Raw genomic sequence first — 19,702 nt, forward strand, 5'->3', positions numbered from 1 at the left:
GCGTGCCCGGGATAAAAGCGTGGCATCGCGGGAAAGGACGAACAGGGCGAAATTCGGCCGCGTAACTATTCTGTGATGGACCACGACCGAAGAGACTTCTCCCGTCGGCGCATTACTTCCTTTTTGTCGGATATTTCGAGATTTCGCCAGAACAAGTGTCACCTCATTCCGGCCGCGAACCGGCGGGATCCCGCAGGTGGTCCCCGGCTAGCCGCAGGAAGGGTCGGACCGCAGACCGGCGGCGGCCTCGATCCGTTCGAGCATCGGCCTCAGCTCCTCGAACCTGGCCAGCCTGTCCGGGAGCGAACTCCAGATCCGCGTCGTGAGCTCCCGTGCCTCCGCCCGGATCGCCGCCTCGTCGACCGTGGTCACCCGGCGGTCCAGGAGCACCGGCAGGCCGTCGACGTACACGCTTCGCACCGCCGATCCGAGTTCACCGTAGGCGATCTGGTTCCTGAGCTGGGCCGCGGGCGCGGGCCACACCTGGTCCGCGTCGAGGACCGTGAAGTCGGCGAGGGCACCGGCCGCGATCCGGCCCACGTCGGCGCCGAGTGCCCGAGCGCCGCCCCGCCAGCACATGGTCAGCCCGTCGGCCGCGGTCGGCCAGGTGGCGGGTGGACCCTGGACCCGGTGGATGAGCGTGGCGAGCTTCAGCGTCTCGAACATGTTCTGGGTGTCGTTGCTGCTCGCGCCGTCGGACCCGATGGCCACCCGGGCGCCGGCGCGCAGCAGGCCCGGTACGGGCGCCACGCCGGCGCCGAGCTTGAGGTTGCTCGCGGGGTTGTGGACGGCGACGGCCTCGGACTCGGCGAACATCATCTGCTCGCGTTCGTCGAGCCAGATCGCGTGCGCGAAGGAGGCCCAGTCCTCCAGCGCCCCCATGTCCCGCAGGAACGCCACGGTCGACCCGCCGAACCGGGTCCGCGCCACGTCGATCTGCGAGCGCGCGGACAGCAGGTGGGTCTGCATCCGGGCACCGCGGGACCGCGCCAGGTCGACGGCCGCGCCGAACAGCTCGGTGGAGCAGCGCGGCAGGGACGACGGGCCGAGGAGCGGCCGTACCCGCTCGGATCGTTTCTCCCAGCGGTCCAGGAAGCGGTCGGCGCTCGCGAGCACCTGGTCCGGCCGGGCGAGCGGCGGCCGGACCAGGGCCGACCCCCCGGGGACCAGCTCCACCGGGATGGAGGAGAAGAAGTCCAGATCGGAGAACTGGATGGCCACCGAGGCGCGCATACCCAGGTCCAGGTACGCCTGCATGATCGCGTCCATGCCCTCGTCGATCCACTCCAGGTCGGCGCGCGCGCAGTCCAGGACGGACGTGGTGCCGGTGCGGATCATCTCCAGGCCGCCGACCATCGCCGAGACGTAGAGGTCGCGGGGGCTGAGCCGGGCACCGGCACCGCCGTAGCTGGCGACGACCATCCACGCGTCGAGGGGCAGCGCGTCGCACAGGCCCTTCTCGATGCTCTGGTTGGAGTGGGTGTGCGCGTTGACCAGCCCGGGGATGAGGATGTCGCCGCCGAGGTCGACGGTTTCGGCGGAGGGGTACGCCGCACCGGCGTCGGGCCCTGCGGCCACGACGCGTCCGCCGGCCACGACCACGTCGCCGATCGACCCGTCGTGGTCGAGATCGAGCAGCCGGGCCCGGCGAAGGATCAGGGTGGTCATCGGGTTCCTTTCTCAAGCCATTCGCGGAGCCGGTGCCGGAAGAGTGTTCGGGCCTCGTCTCCGGAGTGCGGCCCCGGACCGCCGTAGGGTGCGGGTTCGGCGTCGACGCATGCGACGAGCAGCGCCGGGGCGGGCGCCGCCAGCAGGGCGCCGACCGCCGCCGCCAGGTCCGCGGCGGGTGCGCCGCGCCGTACCGTGCCCGTCCAGGCCCAGCCGCCCGCTGCGGCGAGCCCGGCGAGGTCGGCCCGGTCCGCCGCACCGAGCGGCTGGCCGCCTCCGGTCTCGTACCGGCCGTTGGCGAAGACCACGACCCGCAGGTTGCCCGGTGCCGCGCCGGCCACGGTGAGCAGCGCGCCCAGGTTCATCGTCAGGTCGCCGTCCCCCTCCAGCAGGAGGAACTCCAGGTCGGGCCGGGCGAGGGCGGCGCCGAGTGCGAACGCGGGGGCGGCCCCCATCGGGTCGGAGCAGTGGTAGACCGGGTTGGTCCCGCCGCACTCCCGCCAGGCCCGTCCGGCGCTGCCCAGACTCGTGATCACTACGTAGTCCGGCGCCGCGGCGGCCACCGCCTGTGCCACATCGTTTCGTTTCACAGGGACTCTCCGGTCAGCGCGGCACGGGAGCAGAGCAGGACGACGGGGCTTCGGTGCATGGCGGCCTGCTCGAAGGCCCGCTCGAACAGCCAGTCGTCCCGCGCGTCGCCGACCCGGTGCCAGGGCAGTTCCAAGGCGGTCAGCACACCTGGGGTGACCCTGCCCTTGTACGCCTGGTAATAGAAGCCGTCTTCCGGCCCGCCCCGGTCCGCGGCGATCACCACGAGGGGGATGCGGTGGTGGTGCGCGTAGCCGGCCAGCACGTTCGCCGACAGCAGCAGGCCGGCGTTCTGGCAGACGAGTACGGCTCGGCGGCCCATCAACGACGCGCCGGCGCAGACCGCGACGCCGTCGTCCTCCCGGGTCACCCGGACATGGGTGATCTCCGGCGTATCGGTGACGGCGTCGATCAGCGCGCTGAGCCAGCTGTCGGGGAGCGACGCGGCGATCTCGGCTCCTCCCGCGCGCAGCCGGGCCGTAATCTGCGCGGCACGGACCTTGTCAGACATCGTCGCCTCCTCCCGTCGGTGTACCGCCGTACCGTCTCCCGGCGGCACGCCGCAGCAGACCGGAGCCACCCCGGGTCACCCGGACATGGGTGATCTCCGGCGTGCCGGTGACGGCGTCGATCAGCGAGCTCAGCCGGCTGTCGGGGAGCGACGCGGCGACCCCGGCCCCGTTCGCCTGAGCGGCGGGGCTGTTCTCAGGCATCGTCGTCTCCTCCTTCCGGCGTGTCGCCGTTCAGTCGCCTGGCGGCACGGCGCAGCAGACCGGCGGCGGCGTCGAGCTTCCACGCGGTGCCGGACAGCGGATGCGCCCGCCGCTCGAACTCGCGCTCGATCAGCGTGGTCAGCTCGGTCTCGGTGGGGCGTCGCCCGTCGAGCGCCCGCTCCGTCGCGGCCGGGCGCCACGGCACCGGGGCGAGGGCGCCGTACACGATCCTCGGCCGATGCCAGCGGCCCTCGGCGTCGAGCCCGACGTCCAGGGCGAGGGAGACGACCGCGAAGTCGCCGTCCCAGAGCCGCAGTTTCTCGAAGACGCCGCGGCGCTCCGGACCCGGTTCGGGCAGCGACACCGACTCGATGAACTCGCCGGGGCCGATCCGCAGCTCGCCGGGGCCGCGGTACAACCCGCCGATCGGCACGTGGCGGTCGCCCACCCGTACAGTTGCGTCCAGCGCGGCGAAGACCGTGGCCAGGTCCGAGGGGGTGACCGCCTGGCAGCGGTGGGCGTCGACGGCCGCGTGGTGGAACCGGTGGTCCCCGGTGACGGCGTAGCACGGGCAGGTGGCGCCGCCCCGCTTGTAGCAGTCGAACCCGTTGCGGAAGAACCAGCACCGTTTGGCCTGGGCGAGGTTGCCGCCGACGGTGGCGACGTCGCGGATCTGCGCGGAGGCGATCGTCTCGACGGCGTCGGCCAGCATCGGGATCCGGTCGCGCGCCCAGCGGGCCAGCTCGGTGAGGGTCACGGCGGCGCCGATCTCGACGCCGCCCGCCCGGGCGTGGAGCCGGCGCAGCGCGGTGACCGCGGTGACGGACACCAAGGTGTGCGGATTCGCCAGCCCTTGGGCGCGCTGCGTGGTGAGGTCCGTCCCCGCGCCGACGACCGCGACCTCGCCGGGTGGTTCGCCGGCGAGCGCTGCCGTCAGCTCGGGCACACTCGCCGGGGTGACGACGCGGCGTACGGGCCGAGGCGGCCGGCGCCGGGCGAACGAGGTGCCGAATCGATGCAGGATCGCGTGCATGCCGAGCGGGTACAGCCGGCGGAACAGTTCGATCTGCCAGCGCCCCGGGCGCCGGAACAGGTGGTGGCGCCTGCGGGGTGCCCCGCGCTTCTCCGCCAGCGCGCGCAGCACGACGTCGGGGGTGAGCGGCAGACTGTGGAACCGGATGCCGACGGCGTCGTACACGGCGTTGAGCACGGCGGGCGCCGGGGGGACGATCGACATCTCCCCCACGCTCTTGGCGTCGTACGGCCCGGCTTCCTCCGGTCCCTCGATGAGCACGGCGCGGATCGACGGCGCGGTCGTCGAGCGCGGCAGCGGGTAGTGCAGGTAGGAGGCGTTGACGACCCGGCCGCCCTCGTAGATCAGATTCTCGCCGAGGACGGCGCCCAAGCCCTGCACGACGCCCCCGATGATCTGGCCTTCGACCATGCCGGGGTGGATGGCGCGGCCGATGTCGTGCGCGGCCACGTAGTCGAGGATCCTGATCTCACCGGTGTCCTCGTCGACCTCGACCTGTACGGCGTGCGCGGCGAAGGTGTAGCTGGGGGAGATGTTCGGGTTGGGGATGCCCGTCCAGTACGGCTCCATCCGCTCTTCGAGGTAGTCGGTGTCGATCCGGAGCCGCCCGTCGGCGGATTCGGGGGCCAGGGCGACGAGTTCCCCGATGTCGACGGCGGCCCCCGCGGCTTCGACGCGTCCGCCGCACAGCCTGACGTCTTCCGTGCCGAGTTTCTCCGCGCCGAGGGCGCGCAGCCGTTCGGCCATCGCCTCGGCGGCCCGTTTGACGGCGTGCCCGCCCATGTGGGTGCCCCGGGACGACCAGGCCCCCATGTCGGGCGGTGCCTCGTCCCAGTCGTTCATGATCACCTGGACTCGGCCGATCGGCACGTCCAGCACCTCGGCGGCGATCTGCCCGAGGATCGTGCGCTGCCCGGTCCCGGCGTCGGACCCGCCGAACCGCACCACGACCTCACCGGCCGAGGTCACGTCGATCCCGGCGGCGCTGACGTTCCCGCCGGGGTAGGCGTAGGACCCGCTGGCGTGCACGCCGACCGCCACGCCGAGGCCGCGTGAAGGGTGCCGATCGCGCCGGTGCTCGTCCCAGCCGATCAGCTCGCGTACCGACTCCAGGCACTCCACGAGCCGCGCCGACCCGATCCGTGCCCCGGCCGGCGCGACCGACCCGGGCTCGTTCGCGTTGCGAATCCGGAACTCGATCGGATCGATCCCGGTGCGTTCGGCCAGCTCGTCGACGAGGCACTCGATCGCGAGCGCGGTCTGCGGGGCGCCGTAGCCGCGGAACTGGCCGCCGGGGGTGAGGTTGGTGTCGATCAGCCGGCCGCTCCAGCTGACCGCGTCCGGGCGGTACAGCGAACCGATCTGCTTGATCCCCGCGCGCATCACGGACGGGCCGTAGTGGTTGAACGCGCCGTTGTCGACGTCGACCTCCGCCTCGAACCAGCGGATCCGCCCGGTGTCGTCGGCGTGCGCGCGCATCGTGGTCCGGAACGCGTGCCGCGGTTTGGTCGCGGAGATCTCCTCGGCCCGGGTCAGTTCGACGAGGACAGGCCGGCCGCTCCGCATGGACAGCAGCCCGGCGATCGCCTCGTGCTCGGACACCTTGGACTTCGAGCCGAAACCGCCGCCGACCGCGACGTCCCGGCAGACCACCTGGTCGAGCCGGAGGCCGAGCACCCGGGCGAGCTCGTGCACCACGAAGTGCGAGGCCTGGGTCGACGTCCACAGTTCGAGCCGGTCGTCGTGCCACCAGGCCAGCGTGGTGTTCGGCTCCATGCAGGCGTGGGTGACCCGCGGGTAGTCGAAGGAGCCGCCCACGGTGACGGTCGACCGGGAACGGGCGAGCTCGGCCGAACCCCAGACGCCCGACACGGCTAGCGCCACGTTGTCGCCGCCCTCCCGGCGCCGAACCCGGGTCGCCCGCGCGGCGAGCGCCGCGGCCGTGGACAGCACCGGCCGGAGCCGCCGGTAGCGGACGTCGATGAGCCGCAGCGCCCGCTCGGCGGCCTCCGCGGTGTCGGCGGCCACCGCGGCGACCTCCTGCCCGACGTAGGCGACCCGGTCGACGGCGAGCGGCGGCCGGTCGGAGTACGGCTCGCCGCTGTGCTCGTAGACGACCCCGGGGGCTAGGTCGCGGTGGGTCACCACGGCCCGGACCCCGGGGACCCGCGACGCCCGGTCCACGTCGAGCCGGACGATCCGGGCGTGCGGGTACGGCGAACGCAGGATCCTGCCGACCAGCGTGCCCTCGGGCCGCGCGTCGGCCGCGTAACGCGCGGTTCCGGCGGTCTTGGCGTCCCAGTCGAGGGGCCGGACCCGGGTGCCGACTACCTTCGGTCGCATTCGGGCTCCTCGGCTCGCCGTTTCTCCATGGTGGCGACGATCGCGTCGACGATCTGGACGTATCCGGTACAGCGGCACACGTTCCCGGCCATCGCCCGGACGATCTCCTCGCGCGTCCGGTGGACGCCTTCCCGCAGGACGGCCTCGGCGCGGACGATCTGCCCGGGGGTGCAGAACCCGCACTGGAAGGCGACGTGGTCGGCGAACGCCTCCCGCAGGTCGTCGGCGCCGAGCCCGGCCGCGGTGGTCACCTCGGCGTCGACGCCCGCCGCGAGCACCACGCACGACATGACCGCGCGGTCGCCGAGCAGGACCGTGCACGCCCCGCACTCGCCTTGGCCGCAGGCCGCCTTCGGCGCGGTACGGCCGCCCCGCCGGAGCACGGCGAGGAGTGAGTCGCCCTGGTCGGCGAGGGGGTCCTCGACGATGTCGCCGTCGACGCGGATCCGCATCTCAGGCGCCCAGGGCCCGGGTCAGTTCCGGCAGGCTGGTCACCACGCCGTGGAAGCGGTCGATGCAGGCCAGGGTGGCCTCGTGCGCCGCGTCGTCGGAGTCGGCCACGCATTCGGCGGGGACGACGACGTCGAAGTCCCGGGCGTAGGCGTCGCGGATGGTGGAGTCCACGCAGAAGCTGGTCGTGGTGCCGGTCACCACCAGCACCTGCACTCGGCGCATGCGCAGCTCGCACTCCAGGGTGGTCGAGTAGAAGGCGCTGGACCGGTGTTTGACGACGGTCTCGTCCTCGGGGCGCCGGACCTCCTTCATCTCGTCCAGCAGTTCGGCGTCCCAGGTGCCCCGGCGGCAGAGTTCGAGCTTGACCCCGCGCCGCTCCAGGTGGGAGGGGATGCGGCGGCGGGTCCGGGTGGCGTCGTCGGCGTAGTGGACCTGCCGGGTGAACCAGACGGGGATGTCGAGCCGGTGCGCCAGGCCGATCGCCGCCACCACGTTCGGGATGATCTCCTGTGGGCGGCGGACCGCGTCGGCGCCGAAGGCTTTGCCGCGGGTCCCCTCGGGGTGGCAGAAGCCGTTCTGCATGTCGACGACGAGCAGTCCGACGTCGGCCCGATCGAGCTGCACGTCAAGCGGCATGCCAGTTCCTTCCCTTGGTGGAGTCCGGGGCGACCTTCTCGACGATCCGCCCGCTGCCCGGCTGCGCGAGGACCTCGCCGTCCCGGTAGATCACTTCGCCGCGGCGCATGGTGAGCTCCGGCCAGCCGCGCAGCGGGATGCCCTCGAACGCGCTCGGGAACTCGCTCTGGGTGACCTCGGGCCCCACCACGGCCTCCCGGTCCAGGTCGATCACGACGAGGTCGGCGTCCGAGCCGACCTGCAGAGCGCCCTTTCTCGGGTACAGCCCGAAGAGCCGGGCCGGGTTGTAGGACATGGTCTCGGCGACCTTCTCCAGGGTGATCCGGCCGCGCAGCACGCCTTCGGTGAGCACGACCGGGAGCATCGTGGCGAGCCCGGCGAACCCGGGCGCCTCCTCCCAGAAGCCGCGCCCGTTCTTGGCGATCGGGACGTGGTCCGACCCGATCGTCGAGATCCAGCCTTCGCGCAGCCCCCGCCACAGCTCGGCCTGGTGTTCGGTGTCGCGCAGGGCGGGCGCCACCTTGCCCACCCCCGGGCCCTGTGCGGCGAGCCGCTCGTCGTCGGCGGTCAGCGCCAGATAGTGCGGGCAGGTCTCCAGGACGACGGTACGGCCTTTGCGACGGGATTCGGCGGCGGCGTCGACGGCCATGCCGACCGTGGTGTGCGGGACGTAGAGCGGGCAGTTCTGCAGATCGGCCAGCCAGATGGCGCGCAGCAGGTCCTGTTCCTCGACGAAGTCCGGCCGGGACTCGGTGTAGGCGGCGAGGTCGTTGCCACCGCGGGCCTTGACGCACGAGGTCAGGTGGCTGACCAGGGAGTCGTCCTCGCAGTGGACCATGCACCAGCCGTACGGGCCGAGTTCGCGGATCCGCTCCATCGCCACGTAGAGCAGGGCGTCGTTGACGGTCACCAGCCCGATGGGGTTCCCGGGCTCGTAGCCGCCCATGTAGAACTTGAAGCTGGTGACCCCGAACTCCTCGGCGTACTTGGGGATCTCCTCGACCTGCTCCATCGTCGCGATGATGAAGTGGAACTGGGTGTCGACGAGCATCCGGGTGCGGGCGACCTCCAGTTCGGCGGGGAAGGTCTCGAAGAACGAGGTGCCGCTCCGGCGGTACTGCAGGACGGTCGTGACCCCGCCGATCGCGGCGGACGCCGTCTCCGAGGCGAAGATCTCTGTGAGCGGGCGCCCGCCCCCGAGGTGGACGTGCGGGTCGACCAGGCCGGGCAGCACGTACTTCCCGGCGCAGTCGATCACCTCCGCCGCGGCGGGCAGGGAATCCTCATCGCCGATCGCCGTGATCCGCCCGTCGCGCACCGCTATCGCGGCGTCGACGATGCCGTGCGGGGTGACCAGGCGGCCGCCCTTTATCAGCGTGTCCACTTGCATGACGTACTCCTTGCACACGATTTCCGGCGGTGGGCCGTCAGCCGGTCTTCACCACATACGCCGGGACGAACGAGTCGACCGCGGGCGGGTCGGCGATGACGCCCTGGTCTTTGAGGATCTGGGCCATCTGCGTCAGCGCACCGGCGTCGACCTCGGCGAGGTAGGGGTTCTCCTTGATCGCCTTGAGCACGTTGACGTCCTGCTTGCAGTTCTGGGCCGCCAGCGTGAAGTGCTCCTCCTTGTTGGCGGGGTCGTTGATCTGGGTGTCGGCTTCGATGAGCGCCGCCTGGTAGCCCTGCATGGCCTTCTGCAGCGTCTTGGACTTCTCGGTCGTGGTGACGTAGCCGGCGAACACCAGCGACTTGCCCTTGCCGGCCACCACGTAGGGGTCGCCGAGCGTCTTCAGGCCGAGCTTGGGGTCGACGGTCTGCGCCGGAGTCTGGGACGCCGCGATCTTCCCGGTGGCGACCGCCGACGCCAGCTCGTTGAACGGCAGCGCCACGAACTTGACGCCCGCGGGGTTGGCGCCTTTCTCCTTGAGCCACGCGGTGGTGATGATCTGGTTGATCCCGCCGATCTCGTTGACCCCGATCGTCTTGCCTTCGAGGTCCTTGGCGCTCTTGATCGGCGAGTCCTTGGCGACGGCGATCGCGTTCGTCGCGGCGGATTCGTCGGTGGGGGTGCCGTACGCGGTCGCGATCCACTGCAGCGGGATGCCCCGGGAAATCGCGATCATGGTGGAGAACGGGTTGGTGAAGGCGAGGTCGATGTCCCCGCTCTGCAGCGCGGACAGCCCGGCCGCCCCACCGGTGGACTTCACCGTCTGGACGTTCACCCCGTGCTTGGCGAACAGCCCTTTGGCCTGGGCCCAGTAGACGGAGATCTCGTTGCACAGCCCCAGGGTGGTGACCTTCAGGGTCTGCGGTCCCCCGGATCCGGCCGGCTGCGCCGAGTCGCCCCCGGCGTCGTCGGCGGACGTCCCGCATCCGGCGACCAGCAGCGCACCGGCCAGGACGAGCCCCCCGAGCGTCCGGCCCCGCCGGACGCGGCGGGGGGTGGAGTCTGTCTTCACGATGGTTCCTTCCTCACACTGAAATCCATGGATTGATGACCCCCTCGCCGGTGACGCGGTGGGGGGTGGGGTCGCCGCATCCGTGGGCTCGGCGGGCGTGACGCCGGGAACCGGGCGGAATCAGCTGATCTTTTGGGTGGTGCCCGGCCGCATCACCAGCCGGAACACCTCGCTGCGCAAGGCCGCGAAGTTCGGGTCCAGCTTGGTCTCGACCTGGTCGCGTGGCTTGGGCAGGTCGATGGCGATCTCCTCCAGGATCCGGCCGGGGCCCGCCGCCATCACGACCACCCGGTCCGCGAGGTAGACCGCCTCGTCGATGTCGTGGGTCACGAACGCGATCGTGACCTTGTACTCGTCGCGGACCCGCAGCACCAGATCCTCCAGGTCGGCGCGGGTCTGCGCGTCCACGGCCGCGAACGGCTCGTCCATCAGCATCACGGTGGGCTCGACGACCAGGGCGCGGGCGATGGCCACGCGTTGCTGCATGCCGCCGGACATCTGCCAGGGGTAGAGGTCGCCCGAGGCCGGCAGGCCCACGGAGGTCAGGGCCTGCTCGACCCGGTTCTTCAGTTCGGCTTTGGGGAGCCGGTAGGCCGCCGCCGCCATCGTCAGGTTCCGGCGCACGGTCATCCAGGGGAACAGGGATCGGCTGTAGTCCTGGAACACCACCGAGAGCCCCACGGGCGGCCCGTCCACCCGCCGTTCGCCGAGGGCGACCCGGCCCGAGCTGGGCTTCAGCAGCCCAGCCATGATCATTAGAAGGGTGGATTTCCCGCAGCCGGAGGGTCCCACGATCGACACCAGCTGCTGCGCTCCGACGGTCAGCGACGCCGACGTCACCGCGACGCGTGCCGCGGCGCCCTGCCCGTAGGTCTTGCTGATGTCGTCAACGACTAAGTCCATCGGATTCCTCTCGTAGCGGTGCCGACGTCACAGGTCCGACAGACTGGAACGGCGTTGCCAGCGCAGCACCCGCCGTTCGACCAGGGTGAAGATCGAGTTCAGGACGATGCCGATGAGGCCGACCAAAACGAAGGCCGACCACATGTCGACGTAGAGGAAGCTCTTCTCCGCCACGACGATCTGGAATCCGAGCCCGACCGTCGTCGCGTAGAGCTCCGATATGATCATCAGGATCAGGCCGATGCCGAGGCTGACCCGGAGGCCGGTCATGATCCGCGGCATCGCGGCCGGGATCACCACGCTGCGATAGAGGGTCCACCGGCTGAGCCGCAGACTGCGCGCGCTGCGCAGCCACATCTCGTCGACCCCGGCGACACCGTCGGCGGTGTTGATGATGATCACCCAGACGGTGCCCAGGAAGATCAAGAAGACGTTCATCCTGGAGGTGATCCCGAAGATCTGCACCGCGATCGGCAGCAGCATGGTGTTCGGCACCGCGGTGAAGAAGCGGACGGTCGGGTTGTACATCCGCGAGGCGACCGGGCTGCGCCCGAGCAGCATGCCGAGCGTCACCCCCACCACGACCGCGAGCAGCCAGCCCATCGCGAACCGCCCGAGGCTGGTGCCCGCCTGCTCGCGGAGCAGGTCCGAGGTGAACAGCGACGAGGCGTCGGCGGAGAGCCACATCCGGGAGAAGTTGCCCAGCACCTCGCTGAGCGGCGGAAAGAACACCGACGGCCAGATCCGGGCGTAGACCTCCCAGGCGGCGAGCAGCAGGGCCACCAGCCAGCCGGCCCCGGCCACGCGCGCGGCCGCACGTCCCACGCCGCCCATCCGCCCGCCGTGGGACGTCGCCGCCGGCGCGGCCGCATCGGATACTGACCGGCTAGCCAACGGAGGCCCACCTGACCAGTCGGCGCTCGCCCTGCACCAGCAGGCCGAACAGCAGCGCGCCCGCCATGCCGAGCAGCAGCACACCGGCGTACACGACGTCGGGCCGGAGCGCCTGGGTGTACTGCACCAGGACGGTGCCCACCCCGTTCCGGGCCCCCAGCAGCTCGGTGCTGATGATGACGATCAGGCTGACCCCGGTGGCGATCCGGATGCCGGTGAGGATCGACGGGATCGCGCTCGGCAGGATCACGAACACCTGACGCCGCCACCACGGCCAGCGCATCGAGCGAGCGGCGTCCAGGCGCATCGGCTCGGTCGAGGCGACGCCGTAGACGGTGTTGATCAGAATCGGCCAGAAGATCGCGTAGAGGGCGATCGAAATCTTCATCTGCGACCCCAGCCCGAAGAACACGACGCCGATCGGGATGAGCGCCGTGGCGGGCACCGACCGGAAGGTGTCGACGACGACGGCGGTCGGGCGCCGGAGGAACGGAACGCTGCTCGTGACGAGCCCGATCACGACGGCGGCCGACGATCCGATGGCGACGGTCACCGCCCAGCTCGTCACGGTGTCGAGCGCGCCGTTCAGGAAATCGCGATCGGTGAGGAGGGCCGGCAAAGCCTGCGCGACGGACCACGGCGTCGGTATGGAGGCCTCCGGGACGAGTCCGAACGAAATGATCAGCTGCCAGGCGGTCAAAAGGCTTGCGGTCCCGAGGAGCGCGAGCATCGCGCCGCCAAGCTTGCCATCCCTGGTCATCGGCCCCCCTTCAAAAATTGATCTTGAGTTGCCGGTGTTCGCAATGTAAGCGAGCCATTCCAGGACTGTCAAGTATGCGGGATGCCATCTCACATTACGGTGCGATATCTGTCGAGCCGACTTGTCGAGCGCCCAAATCACCGGACATCGGGGGCCTAAACCAATCCTTGATCGCAAATCGGTCACTATCCCCGAACAGGAGGCGTCACCACCCGGAGAAACCTGAGCCCACAGGCATCGTGACTGCTCAAAGCCGATTCGAAGGGACCCGGGGAGGGCATCGTAGAGACCGGAAGGAACCCCTAGGGCCGACCGAATCACCCTTCCCTCGTGACAACGTATTGCATTCCGAGATATCGTCTCGCATAGAGCTCATACCGCTGCTCGGGTACGGCCAGAGGGCCGCCGCGGGCCCGGTGTGGCACGCGTCAAGGCACCCCGTCGTCGAGAGCAGCCCGCACATCAAGTGCACGCTCACGACGGACCGGACTCACCGCGGCCAGGCTCCCTTCCCCGCCCCGCCGACGTTCGGAGGATCCATGCCGAAAGACTCCGCCGACGCCGCCCCGGCCATCCAGACCGTCCAGCGCGTCGCGGCGATCCTGGACGCCTTCACCACGGGCAGTCCCCGGCTCACCCTGGCCGAGACCGTCGGCCGGCTCGGCGTGAGCAGATCGACCGCGCACCGCTACGCCAAAGCCCTGTGCGCGGCGAACCTGCTCCGCTACGACCAGCGGACCGCGCTCTACTCGCTCAGCCCGCGCATCCTCTCCCTCGCCGCGGCCGCCCGCGCCGGACTCCCCATCGTCGCGACGGCGGAGCCCTTCATGAACCGGCTCCTGGCGGACACCGATGAGACGGTCGTGCTCAGCGTGTGGGACGGCGAGGCGCCCACGGTACTGCGCTGCGCCGACAACACCGATCGGACCATCGGCATCAGTGTGCGCACCGGGTCCCGGCTGGACCTCACCACCACGGCGCAGGGGAAGGTGTTCTGCGCGTACCTCCCCGCCGAGCAGGTGCCGGGAATGGCCAGACTCCTTCGCCGTTCACCCGCGCTGCGCGCCGAACTCGCCGCGATCCGCGACACCGGATTGGCCGTCAACTCGACCAACGGCGTCCGCTCCATCGCCGCACCGGTCTTCCAGAGCGGGTCCGTCACCGCGGCGATGGCCGTCATCGGCGCGACCGTCAACGTCCCCGACGACGCCGGGTCACCGATCGCCAAAGCGCTGGCCGCCGCCGCCCGCGCCCTGTCCGAACACCTGGGCAGCTCATCCCCGGCGGGAGACGCTCACGAGCCGATCAACCTCCGGTAGAGGCGGGAGTAGGCGGCCAGCCGTACCAAATCCACGACATCCCGGCGCGGGTCGTCTTCGTACGGTACGGCCTGCGGGCCGAGGCGAACCGTGTCGACTCCGCGCCGGATTCCCGACAACACCGGGGACACCGCGTCGAAAGCACCGGCCACAAGTCCGGATCGGTCCTCCCAGGCGTACTCAGACGCCGATCAACCTCCGGTAAAGGCGGGAGTAAGCGGCCAGCCGTACCAAATCCACGACATCCCGGCGCGGGTCGTCCTCGGACGGTACGGCCTGCGGGCCGAGGCGAACCGTGTCGACCCCGCGCCCGCGCAGCACCACACCGTCGGTCGAGCCGGTCCAGCCGGTGATCGGCGGCGGCTCGGCCCCGAACTCCTCGGTCCAGGCCGCCCACGCGGCCGTCACGATCGCGGCGCCCCTCGGCGTGGCCGCGGCGGCATGCACGACGTCGACCTCGACCGACACGGCGCAGACTCCCAGCGGCGTCCCGGCGCACACCGTCCGCACGCGCCGCTCCACCTCCTCGGCGAGGGCGTCCGGACTCTCGCCGGGCACGGTCACCACGTAAAGGTCGAGCTCCAGCGACGCGGGAAACAGGTCCGGCTTGTCCGGCCGCCCCGCTCGGATCGCCCCGATCCCGGCGGTGGCCCCGACCTGTCCCACGCCCGGCCGGGACCGCGCGTAGCCGTGGCACCACGCCTCAAGCGCGTCCACCACGACGCCGATGTGGGCGATCACGCCGCCCTCGGGGACCGCAGAACGGCGGGCGAGCACCGCGCCGTACCGGCCGGTCAGCCGAACCCGCAGGTAGAGGGCGCCGGGCTCCTCCCAGAGCACGGTGGCGGGGCCCGATTTGGCGACGATCGCCGCGGGTGGCGGCGGATAGGCGTCGAGGTAGGCCTCCAGCCCGGTCCCGGCGGACCCACGCCGATGGGTCCCCGAGCCCGCCAGCAGGAGTGTTCCCGACCCGGCCTCGGCGAAGGCGGCGAGTGCGGCGGCTGCGGGTGCCCTGGCCACCCCCAAGCCGAACCCCTCGGCCTGTTCGCCGGACACCCGAAGGCGCCCGGCCGGGTCGGCGCGGCCGGTCACGGCGGCGTCGGCGGGGGCGGAGTCCAGCGAGGTGTCCAGATGGGAGTAGAGCAGCGGCCCCGTGCCGTGCGTCGCGACGAGGTTCGCGCCGCTTCGCCCGTACGGCTGTACGATCCAGTCGATCTCCGGCCAGCGGGCGGCGCACCAGGCGCGCAGCGCCGTGGCGGCCGCCCGTTCGCCGCCGCGGGGCGCGGCCGTGGCGTCGAGGACCCGGAGAATCCGCGGGATCGTACTCAGAAACGGCCCCAGTCGTCGGAGGCCGGACGCCACACGTCGATGTTGCGCGGGTCGGCCGGCATCCTGCGGGCCCGGTGGGTCTCGTGCTCCTCGGGCGTGAAGACGCGGTGGCTGTCGCACAACTCGAACCGCGGGCCGAACCTGCGGTCGTGCATGTAGAACGCGATCGACGTCGACGCCGAGTGGTTGACGATGTCGGAGGCGATCGGCGCGCCCTTGTACAGCGCCCGCGCCCGCATCCGCATGACGTGGTCGAGGCTCTTCATCGCGAAGCACAGGTGCGCGACGTAGTACTCCTTGTTGTCCTGCAGCGCCAGACTGTGGTGATAGCGGTCCTCGCACCGCAGGAACGTGGTCGACCCGACGATCTGGTCTGAAGGCAGGAAGTTCAGCACATTCGTATAGAAGTCCAGCGACTCCTGGTACTTCGTCGTCGCGATGAACGGGTGCACCAGGTCGAGGGGCCGGATCTCGATGTGCGGCGGCTCGGCGTACTCCTGGAACCCGGTGAACAGCTCGACGATCAGCCCGTTGGGATCGCACACCGCGAACCCCTCGTCGCACAACGGCCGCTGCCGCTCCGCCAGGTCCAGCACCTCGTGCCCGGCGTCGGCGACCCGCTTGCGCAGTTGTTCGAGCACGTCGCCGTTCTCGACGCTGTAGCCGACGGCCGTGGTGTGGCCGTACTCCCGCTCGGGCGCGCCGATCAACTCGATCGAGTGGTGTTCGACGTCCGCGCGCAGGTAGGCGTACTCCTCGGTGTGCGCCTCCAGCTGCAGCCCGACGTGGTACTCCAGGAACTCGATCGCGGCCCGCAGGTCGGGGACCTCGATGCGGGCGTACTCCATTCCGTACGGCCCGCGGGGGCGGGGACTCCGCGCCGTTTCGCCGGTCCCCCGCGGGGTGGCGGGAGACCGGTCGGGGTACTCGTAGGAGACGATCGCCTGCCGGGCGATCAACGGACGCCAGGTCTCCCGGACGAATCCCTCGTGGGAGTCGCTGGAGAGATAGGCGCGCAGGTCGTCGTGGGTCGCGAAGTCGACCGACATGCAGTGGGCGAAGGTCGAGTCGCGGGTGCTGACGTTCTCGCCCAGCGACCAGTCGCGCATCGCGGGATACCGCGAGGGGAAGGTGGCCAGCCGGGCCAGCACCGACGCGCGGACCTCCTCCGGGACGTCGTCCTTGAATGTGAACGCCAAGGTATGCCTGATCATCGTCACCACCCGCTCAGAGAATGAAACTCAACCGCGCGCCGACCGGCAGCGCCTCGTGGCCAAGGACCGACCGGCGCAACCGGAACCGGAAGCCGTCGTCCTCCACCGCCAGAATGTGCTCGTAGCGCCCGACGTAGACGTCGAACCTGCCGTCCCGCGCACGGTGCACCACGAACGACGCGGTGACCCGAAACGAATCGTCGTCGTCGCCCGGGAACAGCCGCACGTTGGACACCAGCCGGTGGGTCCGCGACGGCGGGTTCTCGGCGTGCGCCTTACGGGACTTCAACCGCTTCACCCGGGCCCGGAGCAGATCCCAGTCGTCGGTGACGAACGACCCCGACTCGTGCGGCGACCAGCCGCCCCGGTAGTCGGTCGTCGGGATCTCGTACCGGGCGCCCTCCACGAAGAGGGCGAGCCAGGCGTCGTAGTGCCAGGAGTCCAGGATGTCGGCCTCGGCGTACAGAAAGTCCTCTACCTCGGACCGGACCACCGTACGGGCGCCGACCTGGACCGCGCCGTGGCCGTACCGGACCGTCATCGCACGTCACGTCCTTCCAGGAAACTCGCGGGCCGGTCGCCGGCCACCTGCGGATCGAAGCCGACCGCGGCTGCCCAATGCCGCCAGAACCCGCGCATCGCCCCCTCGTCGATCGACCGGCCCCGGACGCCCTTCACCTCGTCGGCCATCCCCCGGGACATGTCGCTGTAGTCGAGCCCCGGCCGCGGGTCCGCCGCGGTCGCCTCGATGCCGCGCTGCACCGCCTCGTACGCCTCGATGTCGTCGGGGGTCGCCAGGCCCCCGGGTCCGACGAAGCTGACCACGGTCTTCATCCGCAGGGCCCGCGAGGCGGGATCCTCGTGGCGGGGGACCAGCTGCCAGGCGCGGACGTCGGTCCGCCCGGGGCCGAGCGGCTCAAGCTGTCGGATGGACATCCCCTCGATGTCGAAGAGCAGCAGGTTGGGGAAGACGTAGAGGATGTGGCTCTCGTCGGCGACGTGGTGTGCCCGCCGCTCGCCGAGCCGTTCGGTCATCTCCGCCCGGTGCTCGGCGGTGCGCACGCGTTCGTCCTCGCCGAAGCGCGGCTCCCAGATCATGCTGATCCGGCCGCCGTGCCCGGTGAGCACCAGCAGTGAGTGCCCGTTGCCCAGGTTGTAGGCGTATTGGTCGTCGTCGGTGACGGCGAAGCCGTTCTCCCGCAGGTAGCCGACGAACGTGTTGTGGGTCGGGGCGAAGTGGTAGCCGTCCATCGCGTTCTCGACGGCGAGTTTCCAGTTGCCGCGCACGCCGTACAGCTGCACGCCGGGCAAGGTCTGGACGCCGCCGACGTGCTGCTGCTCGATCATCGTCATGTAGTCCGCGGCGTCGCCGAGGTGGTCGAGCAGCGGTGGCACGTCCGGGTCGAACGAGATGAAGACGTATCCCTCGTGGATCGCGAGCCGGGGGACGGTGCGCAGCCGCATCGTCTCGCGAAGGTTCTCGCCGGATTCGTACGCCGCCTCGTCGGGGATGGCCGCCACGTCGCCGTTGTTGCGGAACGTCCACGCGTGGTAGAAGCACTGGAAGAGCTTGGACGATCCCTCGGTGTCCCTGCAGAGCACCGTCCCGCGGTGCGGGCAGGAGTTCAGGAACGCGCGGACCTCGCCGGCGGTGTCCCGGCAAAAGATCAGCGGGCGTCCGGCGACGGTCCGGACCTTGAAGTCGTTCGGGTTCGCGATCTCGGTCTCGTGGCCCAGATAGAGCCAGTTCCGCAACCAGATCAGCTCGCGCTCGCGGGCGAAGACCTCATCGGACCGGTAGGCCGCGCGGTTCACCCGGAAGGTCAGCCGGTTCCAGTCCTCAATGATCATCGGTGCGGCGGTCTCGTCACGGCTCACCTGCGGCATGCAACTCCGCCTTCCTGCACACTATCCATTCATGCGAGACGCCGTCTCGCATGTCGCCAAGACTGGCTCAGTGCGCCGCGGCTTGTCAATAGACGCCGAAGGGCGACCGGACATTGACGCCACCAGCGGCGCTTGCGATGATGCGTCTCGCATAGAAAGACATCATCTTGCATTTTGTCGCTACCGAGACCGGAGGAACACATCCCGTGCCCTATGTGATCACTCCGTCCTGTGTGGACGTGATGGACAGGTCCTGCGTCGAGGAATGCCCGGTCGACTGCATTTACGAGGGCGACCGGATGATGTACATCCAGCCCGACGAGTGCGTGGAGTGCGGGCGCTGCGAGCCGGTCTGCCCGGAGATCTCGATCTTCCACCATCAAGACCTTCCCGACTCGGCGCGACACTACGAGCAGATCAACGCCGAATTCTTCGCCCCGATCGACTCCCCCGGCGGCGCCCGTAAGATCGGCCGGATCGGCCGGGACCACCCCGCCGTCGTCGCCGAGCACCCCGCATGAGCGACGTCGAGACCGACCTGCTGATCGTCGGAGCGGGGCCGACCGGCCTCTACGGCGCCTACTACGCCGGGTTCCGCGGCCTGAGCGTCGCGATCATCGACGCGCTGCCCGAGGTCGGCGGGCAGATCTCCGCGCTCTACCCGGAGAAGGCGATCTACGACGTCGCCGGGTTCCCGGCCGTACGCGGCCAGGATCTGGTCGACGCCCTGCACACCCAGGCCGCGAAGTGGGGGCCCGTGATGCTGCTCGGCAAGAGCGCGGTCGGGGTGGCCGAGCGGCCCGACGGGATCGACGTCCTGGCCTCCGACGGGACGACCGTGCGCGCCAAGGCACTGCTCATCACCGCCGGCATCGGCAACTTCACCCCCCGGGAACTACCTGTCGGATCGGCCTACCACGGCCGCGGGCTGCGTTACTTCGTCCCACGGCCGAGCGAGCTCGCCGGACTCGACGTCGTGGTGGTGGGCGGCGGCGACTCCGCCGTCGACTGGGCGCTCGGACTGGAGCCGATCGCCCGCAGCGTGACCCTCGTGCACCGCCGGCCGCAGTTCCGGGCGCACCGGCGCAGCGTCGAGGAGCTGCACGCGTCGGCCGTACGGGTGCTCACCCCCTACGAGGTGCACGGGATCGGCGGCGACCCGGTGCTCGACACGGTCGTGGTCTCGACCCGAAGCGGCGAGCGGGAGACGCTGCCGGCCCAGGCCGTCGTCGCCGCGCTGGGCTTCATCGCCGACCTGGGCCCGATCGAGGGGTGGGGACTTGAGCTGCGGCGCCGGCACATCCTGGTCGACCGGACCATGCGGACCAGCCTGCCCCGGGTGTTCGCCGCCGGCGACATCGCCGACTACGCGGGGAAGGTCAAGCTCATCTCGATCGGATTCGGTGAGGCGGCCCTCGCGGTCAACCACATCGCGCCACTTGTGGATCCGTCGCTCTCGATCGTTCCCGGGCACTCCTCAGACCTGTAGGGTGCCGGTCT

At 70.6% G+C, this 19,702-nt stretch carries 20 protein-coding genes; 3 read left to right on the forward strand and 17 right to left on the reverse strand.

Features of this window, described 5'->3' with window-relative positions; genetic code table 11:
• Window positions 1-207 precede the first annotated feature (207 nt).
• From RUR_RS28560 to RUR_RS28615, 12 genes are all read right to left on the reverse strand, one after another.
• Window positions 208-1,668, reverse strand: a complete 1,461-nt coding sequence (locus RUR_RS28560) for an amidohydrolase family protein (protein WP_283138313.1) — start codon at window positions 1,666-1,668, stop codon at window positions 208-210.
• Window positions 1,665-2,258: a thiamine pyrophosphate-dependent enzyme gene (locus tag RUR_RS28565; RefSeq protein WP_283138314.1), complete on the reverse strand. Its 594-nt coding sequence runs from the start codon at window positions 2,256-2,258 to the stop codon at window positions 1,665-1,667. Before RUR_RS28565 ends, RUR_RS28560 begins: the two co-directional genes overlap by 4 nt.
• Window positions 2,255-2,767, reverse strand: a complete 513-nt coding sequence (locus RUR_RS28570) for a thiamine pyrophosphate-binding protein (RefSeq protein WP_283138315.1) — start codon at window positions 2,765-2,767, stop codon at window positions 2,255-2,257. Before RUR_RS28570 ends, RUR_RS28565 begins: the two co-directional genes overlap by 4 nt.
• Window positions 2,760-2,969 carry a hypothetical protein gene (locus RUR_RS28575; protein WP_283138316.1) on the reverse strand — a complete coding sequence of 70 codons (210 nt, stop codon included), beginning with the start codon at window positions 2,967-2,969 and terminating at the stop codon, window positions 2,760-2,762. The genes RUR_RS28570 and RUR_RS28575 overlap by 8 nt, the downstream gene beginning before the upstream one ends.
• Complete coding sequence (locus RUR_RS28580) at window positions 2,962-6,345, reverse strand: molybdopterin cofactor-binding domain-containing protein (RefSeq protein ID WP_283138317.1); 3,384 nt, start codon at window positions 6,343-6,345, stop codon at window positions 2,962-2,964. The genes RUR_RS28575 and RUR_RS28580 overlap by 8 nt, the downstream gene beginning before the upstream one ends.
• Window positions 6,330-6,797: a (2Fe-2S)-binding protein gene (locus RUR_RS28585; protein WP_283138318.1), complete on the reverse strand. Its 468-nt coding sequence runs from the start codon at window positions 6,795-6,797 to the stop codon at window positions 6,330-6,332. Before RUR_RS28585 ends, RUR_RS28580 begins: the two co-directional genes overlap by 16 nt.
• Window position 6,798: 1 nt before the next feature.
• Entirely contained in the window at window positions 6,799-7,434 is a 636-nt protein-coding gene (locus tag RUR_RS28590; RefSeq protein ID WP_283138319.1) for a cysteine hydrolase family protein, read from the reverse strand.
• Complete coding sequence (locus RUR_RS28595; protein ID WP_283138320.1) at window positions 7,424-8,824, reverse strand: dihydroorotase; 1,401 nt, start codon at window positions 8,822-8,824, stop codon at window positions 7,424-7,426. Before RUR_RS28595 ends, RUR_RS28590 begins: the two co-directional genes overlap by 11 nt.
• Before the next feature lie 37 nt (window positions 8,825-8,861).
• Window positions 8,862-9,896 (reverse strand): ABC transporter substrate-binding protein, encoded by a 1,035-nt coding sequence (locus tag RUR_RS28600; RefSeq protein ID WP_283138321.1) that lies wholly within the window; start codon window positions 9,894-9,896, stop codon window positions 8,862-8,864.
• A 120-nt stretch (window positions 9,897-10,016) separates the two neighbouring features.
• A complete protein-coding gene (locus RUR_RS28605) occupies window positions 10,017-10,799 on the reverse strand; it encodes an ABC transporter ATP-binding protein (protein WP_283138322.1) in 783 nt (260 codons plus the stop codon).
• Between the two features lie 27 nt (window positions 10,800-10,826).
• Window positions 10,827-11,624, reverse strand: coding sequence for an ABC transporter permease (locus RUR_RS28610; RefSeq protein WP_283138323.1), 798 nt, complete (start codon window positions 11,622-11,624; stop codon window positions 10,827-10,829).
• Between the two features lie 61 nt (window positions 11,625-11,685).
• Entirely contained in the window at window positions 11,686-12,453 is a 768-nt protein-coding gene (locus RUR_RS28615) for an ABC transporter permease (RefSeq protein WP_283138324.1), read from the reverse strand.
• 539 nt (window positions 12,454-12,992) lie between these two features.
• On the opposite strand from RUR_RS28615, the gene RUR_RS28620 reads away from it, so the two are divergent.
• Entirely contained in the window at window positions 12,993-13,772 is a 780-nt protein-coding gene (locus tag RUR_RS28620) for an IclR family transcriptional regulator (protein WP_283138325.1), read from the forward strand.
• Here the strand turns inward: RUR_RS28620 and RUR_RS28625 are convergent.
• Genes RUR_RS28625 through RUR_RS28645 form a run of 5 tightly spaced genes read right to left on the reverse strand, consistent with a single transcriptional unit; the run spans window position 13,748 to window position 18,193 of the window.
• Window positions 13,748-13,924: a hypothetical protein gene (locus tag RUR_RS28625; protein ID WP_283138326.1), complete on the reverse strand. Its 177-nt coding sequence runs from the start codon at window positions 13,922-13,924 to the stop codon at window positions 13,748-13,750. The genes RUR_RS28620 and RUR_RS28625 overlap by 25 nt on opposite strands.
• A gap of 28 nt (window positions 13,925-13,952) precedes the next feature.
• Entirely contained in the window at window positions 13,953-15,134 is a 1,182-nt protein-coding gene (locus RUR_RS28630) for a zinc-binding metallopeptidase family protein (protein WP_283138327.1), read from the reverse strand.
• Window positions 15,098-16,315, reverse strand: a complete 1,218-nt coding sequence (locus RUR_RS28635; RefSeq protein ID WP_283138328.1) for a Dabb family protein — start codon at window positions 16,313-16,315, stop codon at window positions 15,098-15,100. Before RUR_RS28635 ends, RUR_RS28630 begins: the two co-directional genes overlap by 37 nt.
• Window positions 16,316-16,328: 13 nt before the next feature.
• Window positions 16,329-16,856, reverse strand: coding sequence for an aromatic-ring-hydroxylating dioxygenase subunit beta (locus RUR_RS28640; protein ID WP_283138329.1), 528 nt, complete (start codon window positions 16,854-16,856; stop codon window positions 16,329-16,331).
• On the reverse strand, window positions 16,853-18,193 hold the full coding sequence (locus RUR_RS28645; RefSeq protein ID WP_283138330.1) for an aromatic ring-hydroxylating oxygenase subunit alpha: 1,341 nt from the start codon (window positions 18,191-18,193) through the stop codon (window positions 16,853-16,855). The genes RUR_RS28640 and RUR_RS28645 overlap by 4 nt, the downstream gene beginning before the upstream one ends.
• Before the next feature lie 215 nt (window positions 18,194-18,408).
• Between RUR_RS28645 and fdxA the strand changes: the two genes are divergently transcribed.
• A complete protein-coding gene (gene fdxA / locus RUR_RS28650) occupies window positions 18,409-18,723 on the forward strand; it encodes a ferredoxin (RefSeq protein ID WP_283138331.1) in 315 nt (104 codons plus the stop codon).
• Window positions 18,720-19,691 carry an NAD(P)/FAD-dependent oxidoreductase gene (locus RUR_RS28655; RefSeq protein WP_283138332.1) on the forward strand — a complete coding sequence of 324 codons (972 nt, stop codon included), beginning with the start codon at window positions 18,720-18,722 and terminating at the stop codon, window positions 19,689-19,691. The genes fdxA and RUR_RS28655 overlap by 4 nt, the downstream gene beginning before the upstream one ends.
• The last annotated feature ends 11 nt before the right edge of the window (window positions 19,692-19,702 follow it).

The organism is Rhizohabitans arisaemae (assembly GCF_025996515.1).
In the GTDB taxonomy this organism is placed as follows: Bacteria; Actinomycetota; Actinomycetes; order Streptosporangiales; family Streptosporangiaceae; genus Rhizohabitans; species Rhizohabitans arisaemae.

Excerpts from the sequence above, each read along its gene's own strand:
- RUR_RS28560 (WP_283138313.1), bottom strand. The coding sequence starts at position 1,668 with ATGACCACCCTGATCCTTCGCCGGGCCCGGCTGCTCGATCTCGACCAC.
- RUR_RS28570 (WP_283138315.1), bottom strand. The coding sequence starts at position 2,767 with ATGTCTGACAAGGTCCGTGCCGCGCAGATTACGGCCCGGCTGCGCGCG.
- RUR_RS28575 (WP_283138316.1), bottom strand. The coding sequence starts at position 2,969 with ATGCCTGAGAACAGCCCCGCCGCTCAGGCGAACGGGGCCGGGGTCGCC.
- RUR_RS28580 (WP_283138317.1), bottom strand. The coding sequence starts at position 6,345 with ATGCGACCGAAGGTAGTCGGCACCCGGGTCCGGCCCCTCGACTGGGAC.
- RUR_RS28585 (WP_283138318.1), bottom strand. The coding sequence starts at position 6,797 with ATGCGGATCCGCGTCGACGGCGACATCGTCGAGGACCCCCTCGCCGAC.
- RUR_RS28590 (WP_283138319.1), bottom strand. The coding sequence starts at position 7,434 with ATGCCGCTTGACGTGCAGCTCGATCGGGCCGACGTCGGACTGCTCGTC.
- RUR_RS28595 (WP_283138320.1), bottom strand. The coding sequence starts at position 8,824 with ATGCAAGTGGACACGCTGATAAAGGGCGGCCGCCTGGTCACCCCGCAC.
- RUR_RS28605 (WP_283138322.1), bottom strand. The coding sequence starts at position 10,799 with ATGGACTTAGTCGTTGACGACATCAGCAAGACCTACGGGCAGGGCGCC.
- RUR_RS28615 (WP_283138324.1), bottom strand. The coding sequence starts at position 12,453 with ATGACCAGGGATGGCAAGCTTGGCGGCGCGATGCTCGCGCTCCTCGGG.
- RUR_RS28620 (WP_283138325.1), top strand. The coding sequence starts at position 12,993 with ATGCCGAAAGACTCCGCCGACGCCGCCCCGGCCATCCAGACCGTCCAG.
- RUR_RS28635 (WP_283138328.1), bottom strand. The coding sequence starts at position 16,315 with ATGATCAGGCATACCTTGGCGTTCACATTCAAGGACGACGTCCCGGAG.
- RUR_RS28640 (WP_283138329.1), bottom strand. The coding sequence starts at position 16,856 with ATGACGGTCCGGTACGGCCACGGCGCGGTCCAGGTCGGCGCCCGTACG.
- RUR_RS28655 (WP_283138332.1), top strand. The coding sequence starts at position 18,720 with ATGAGCGACGTCGAGACCGACCTGCTGATCGTCGGAGCGGGGCCGACC.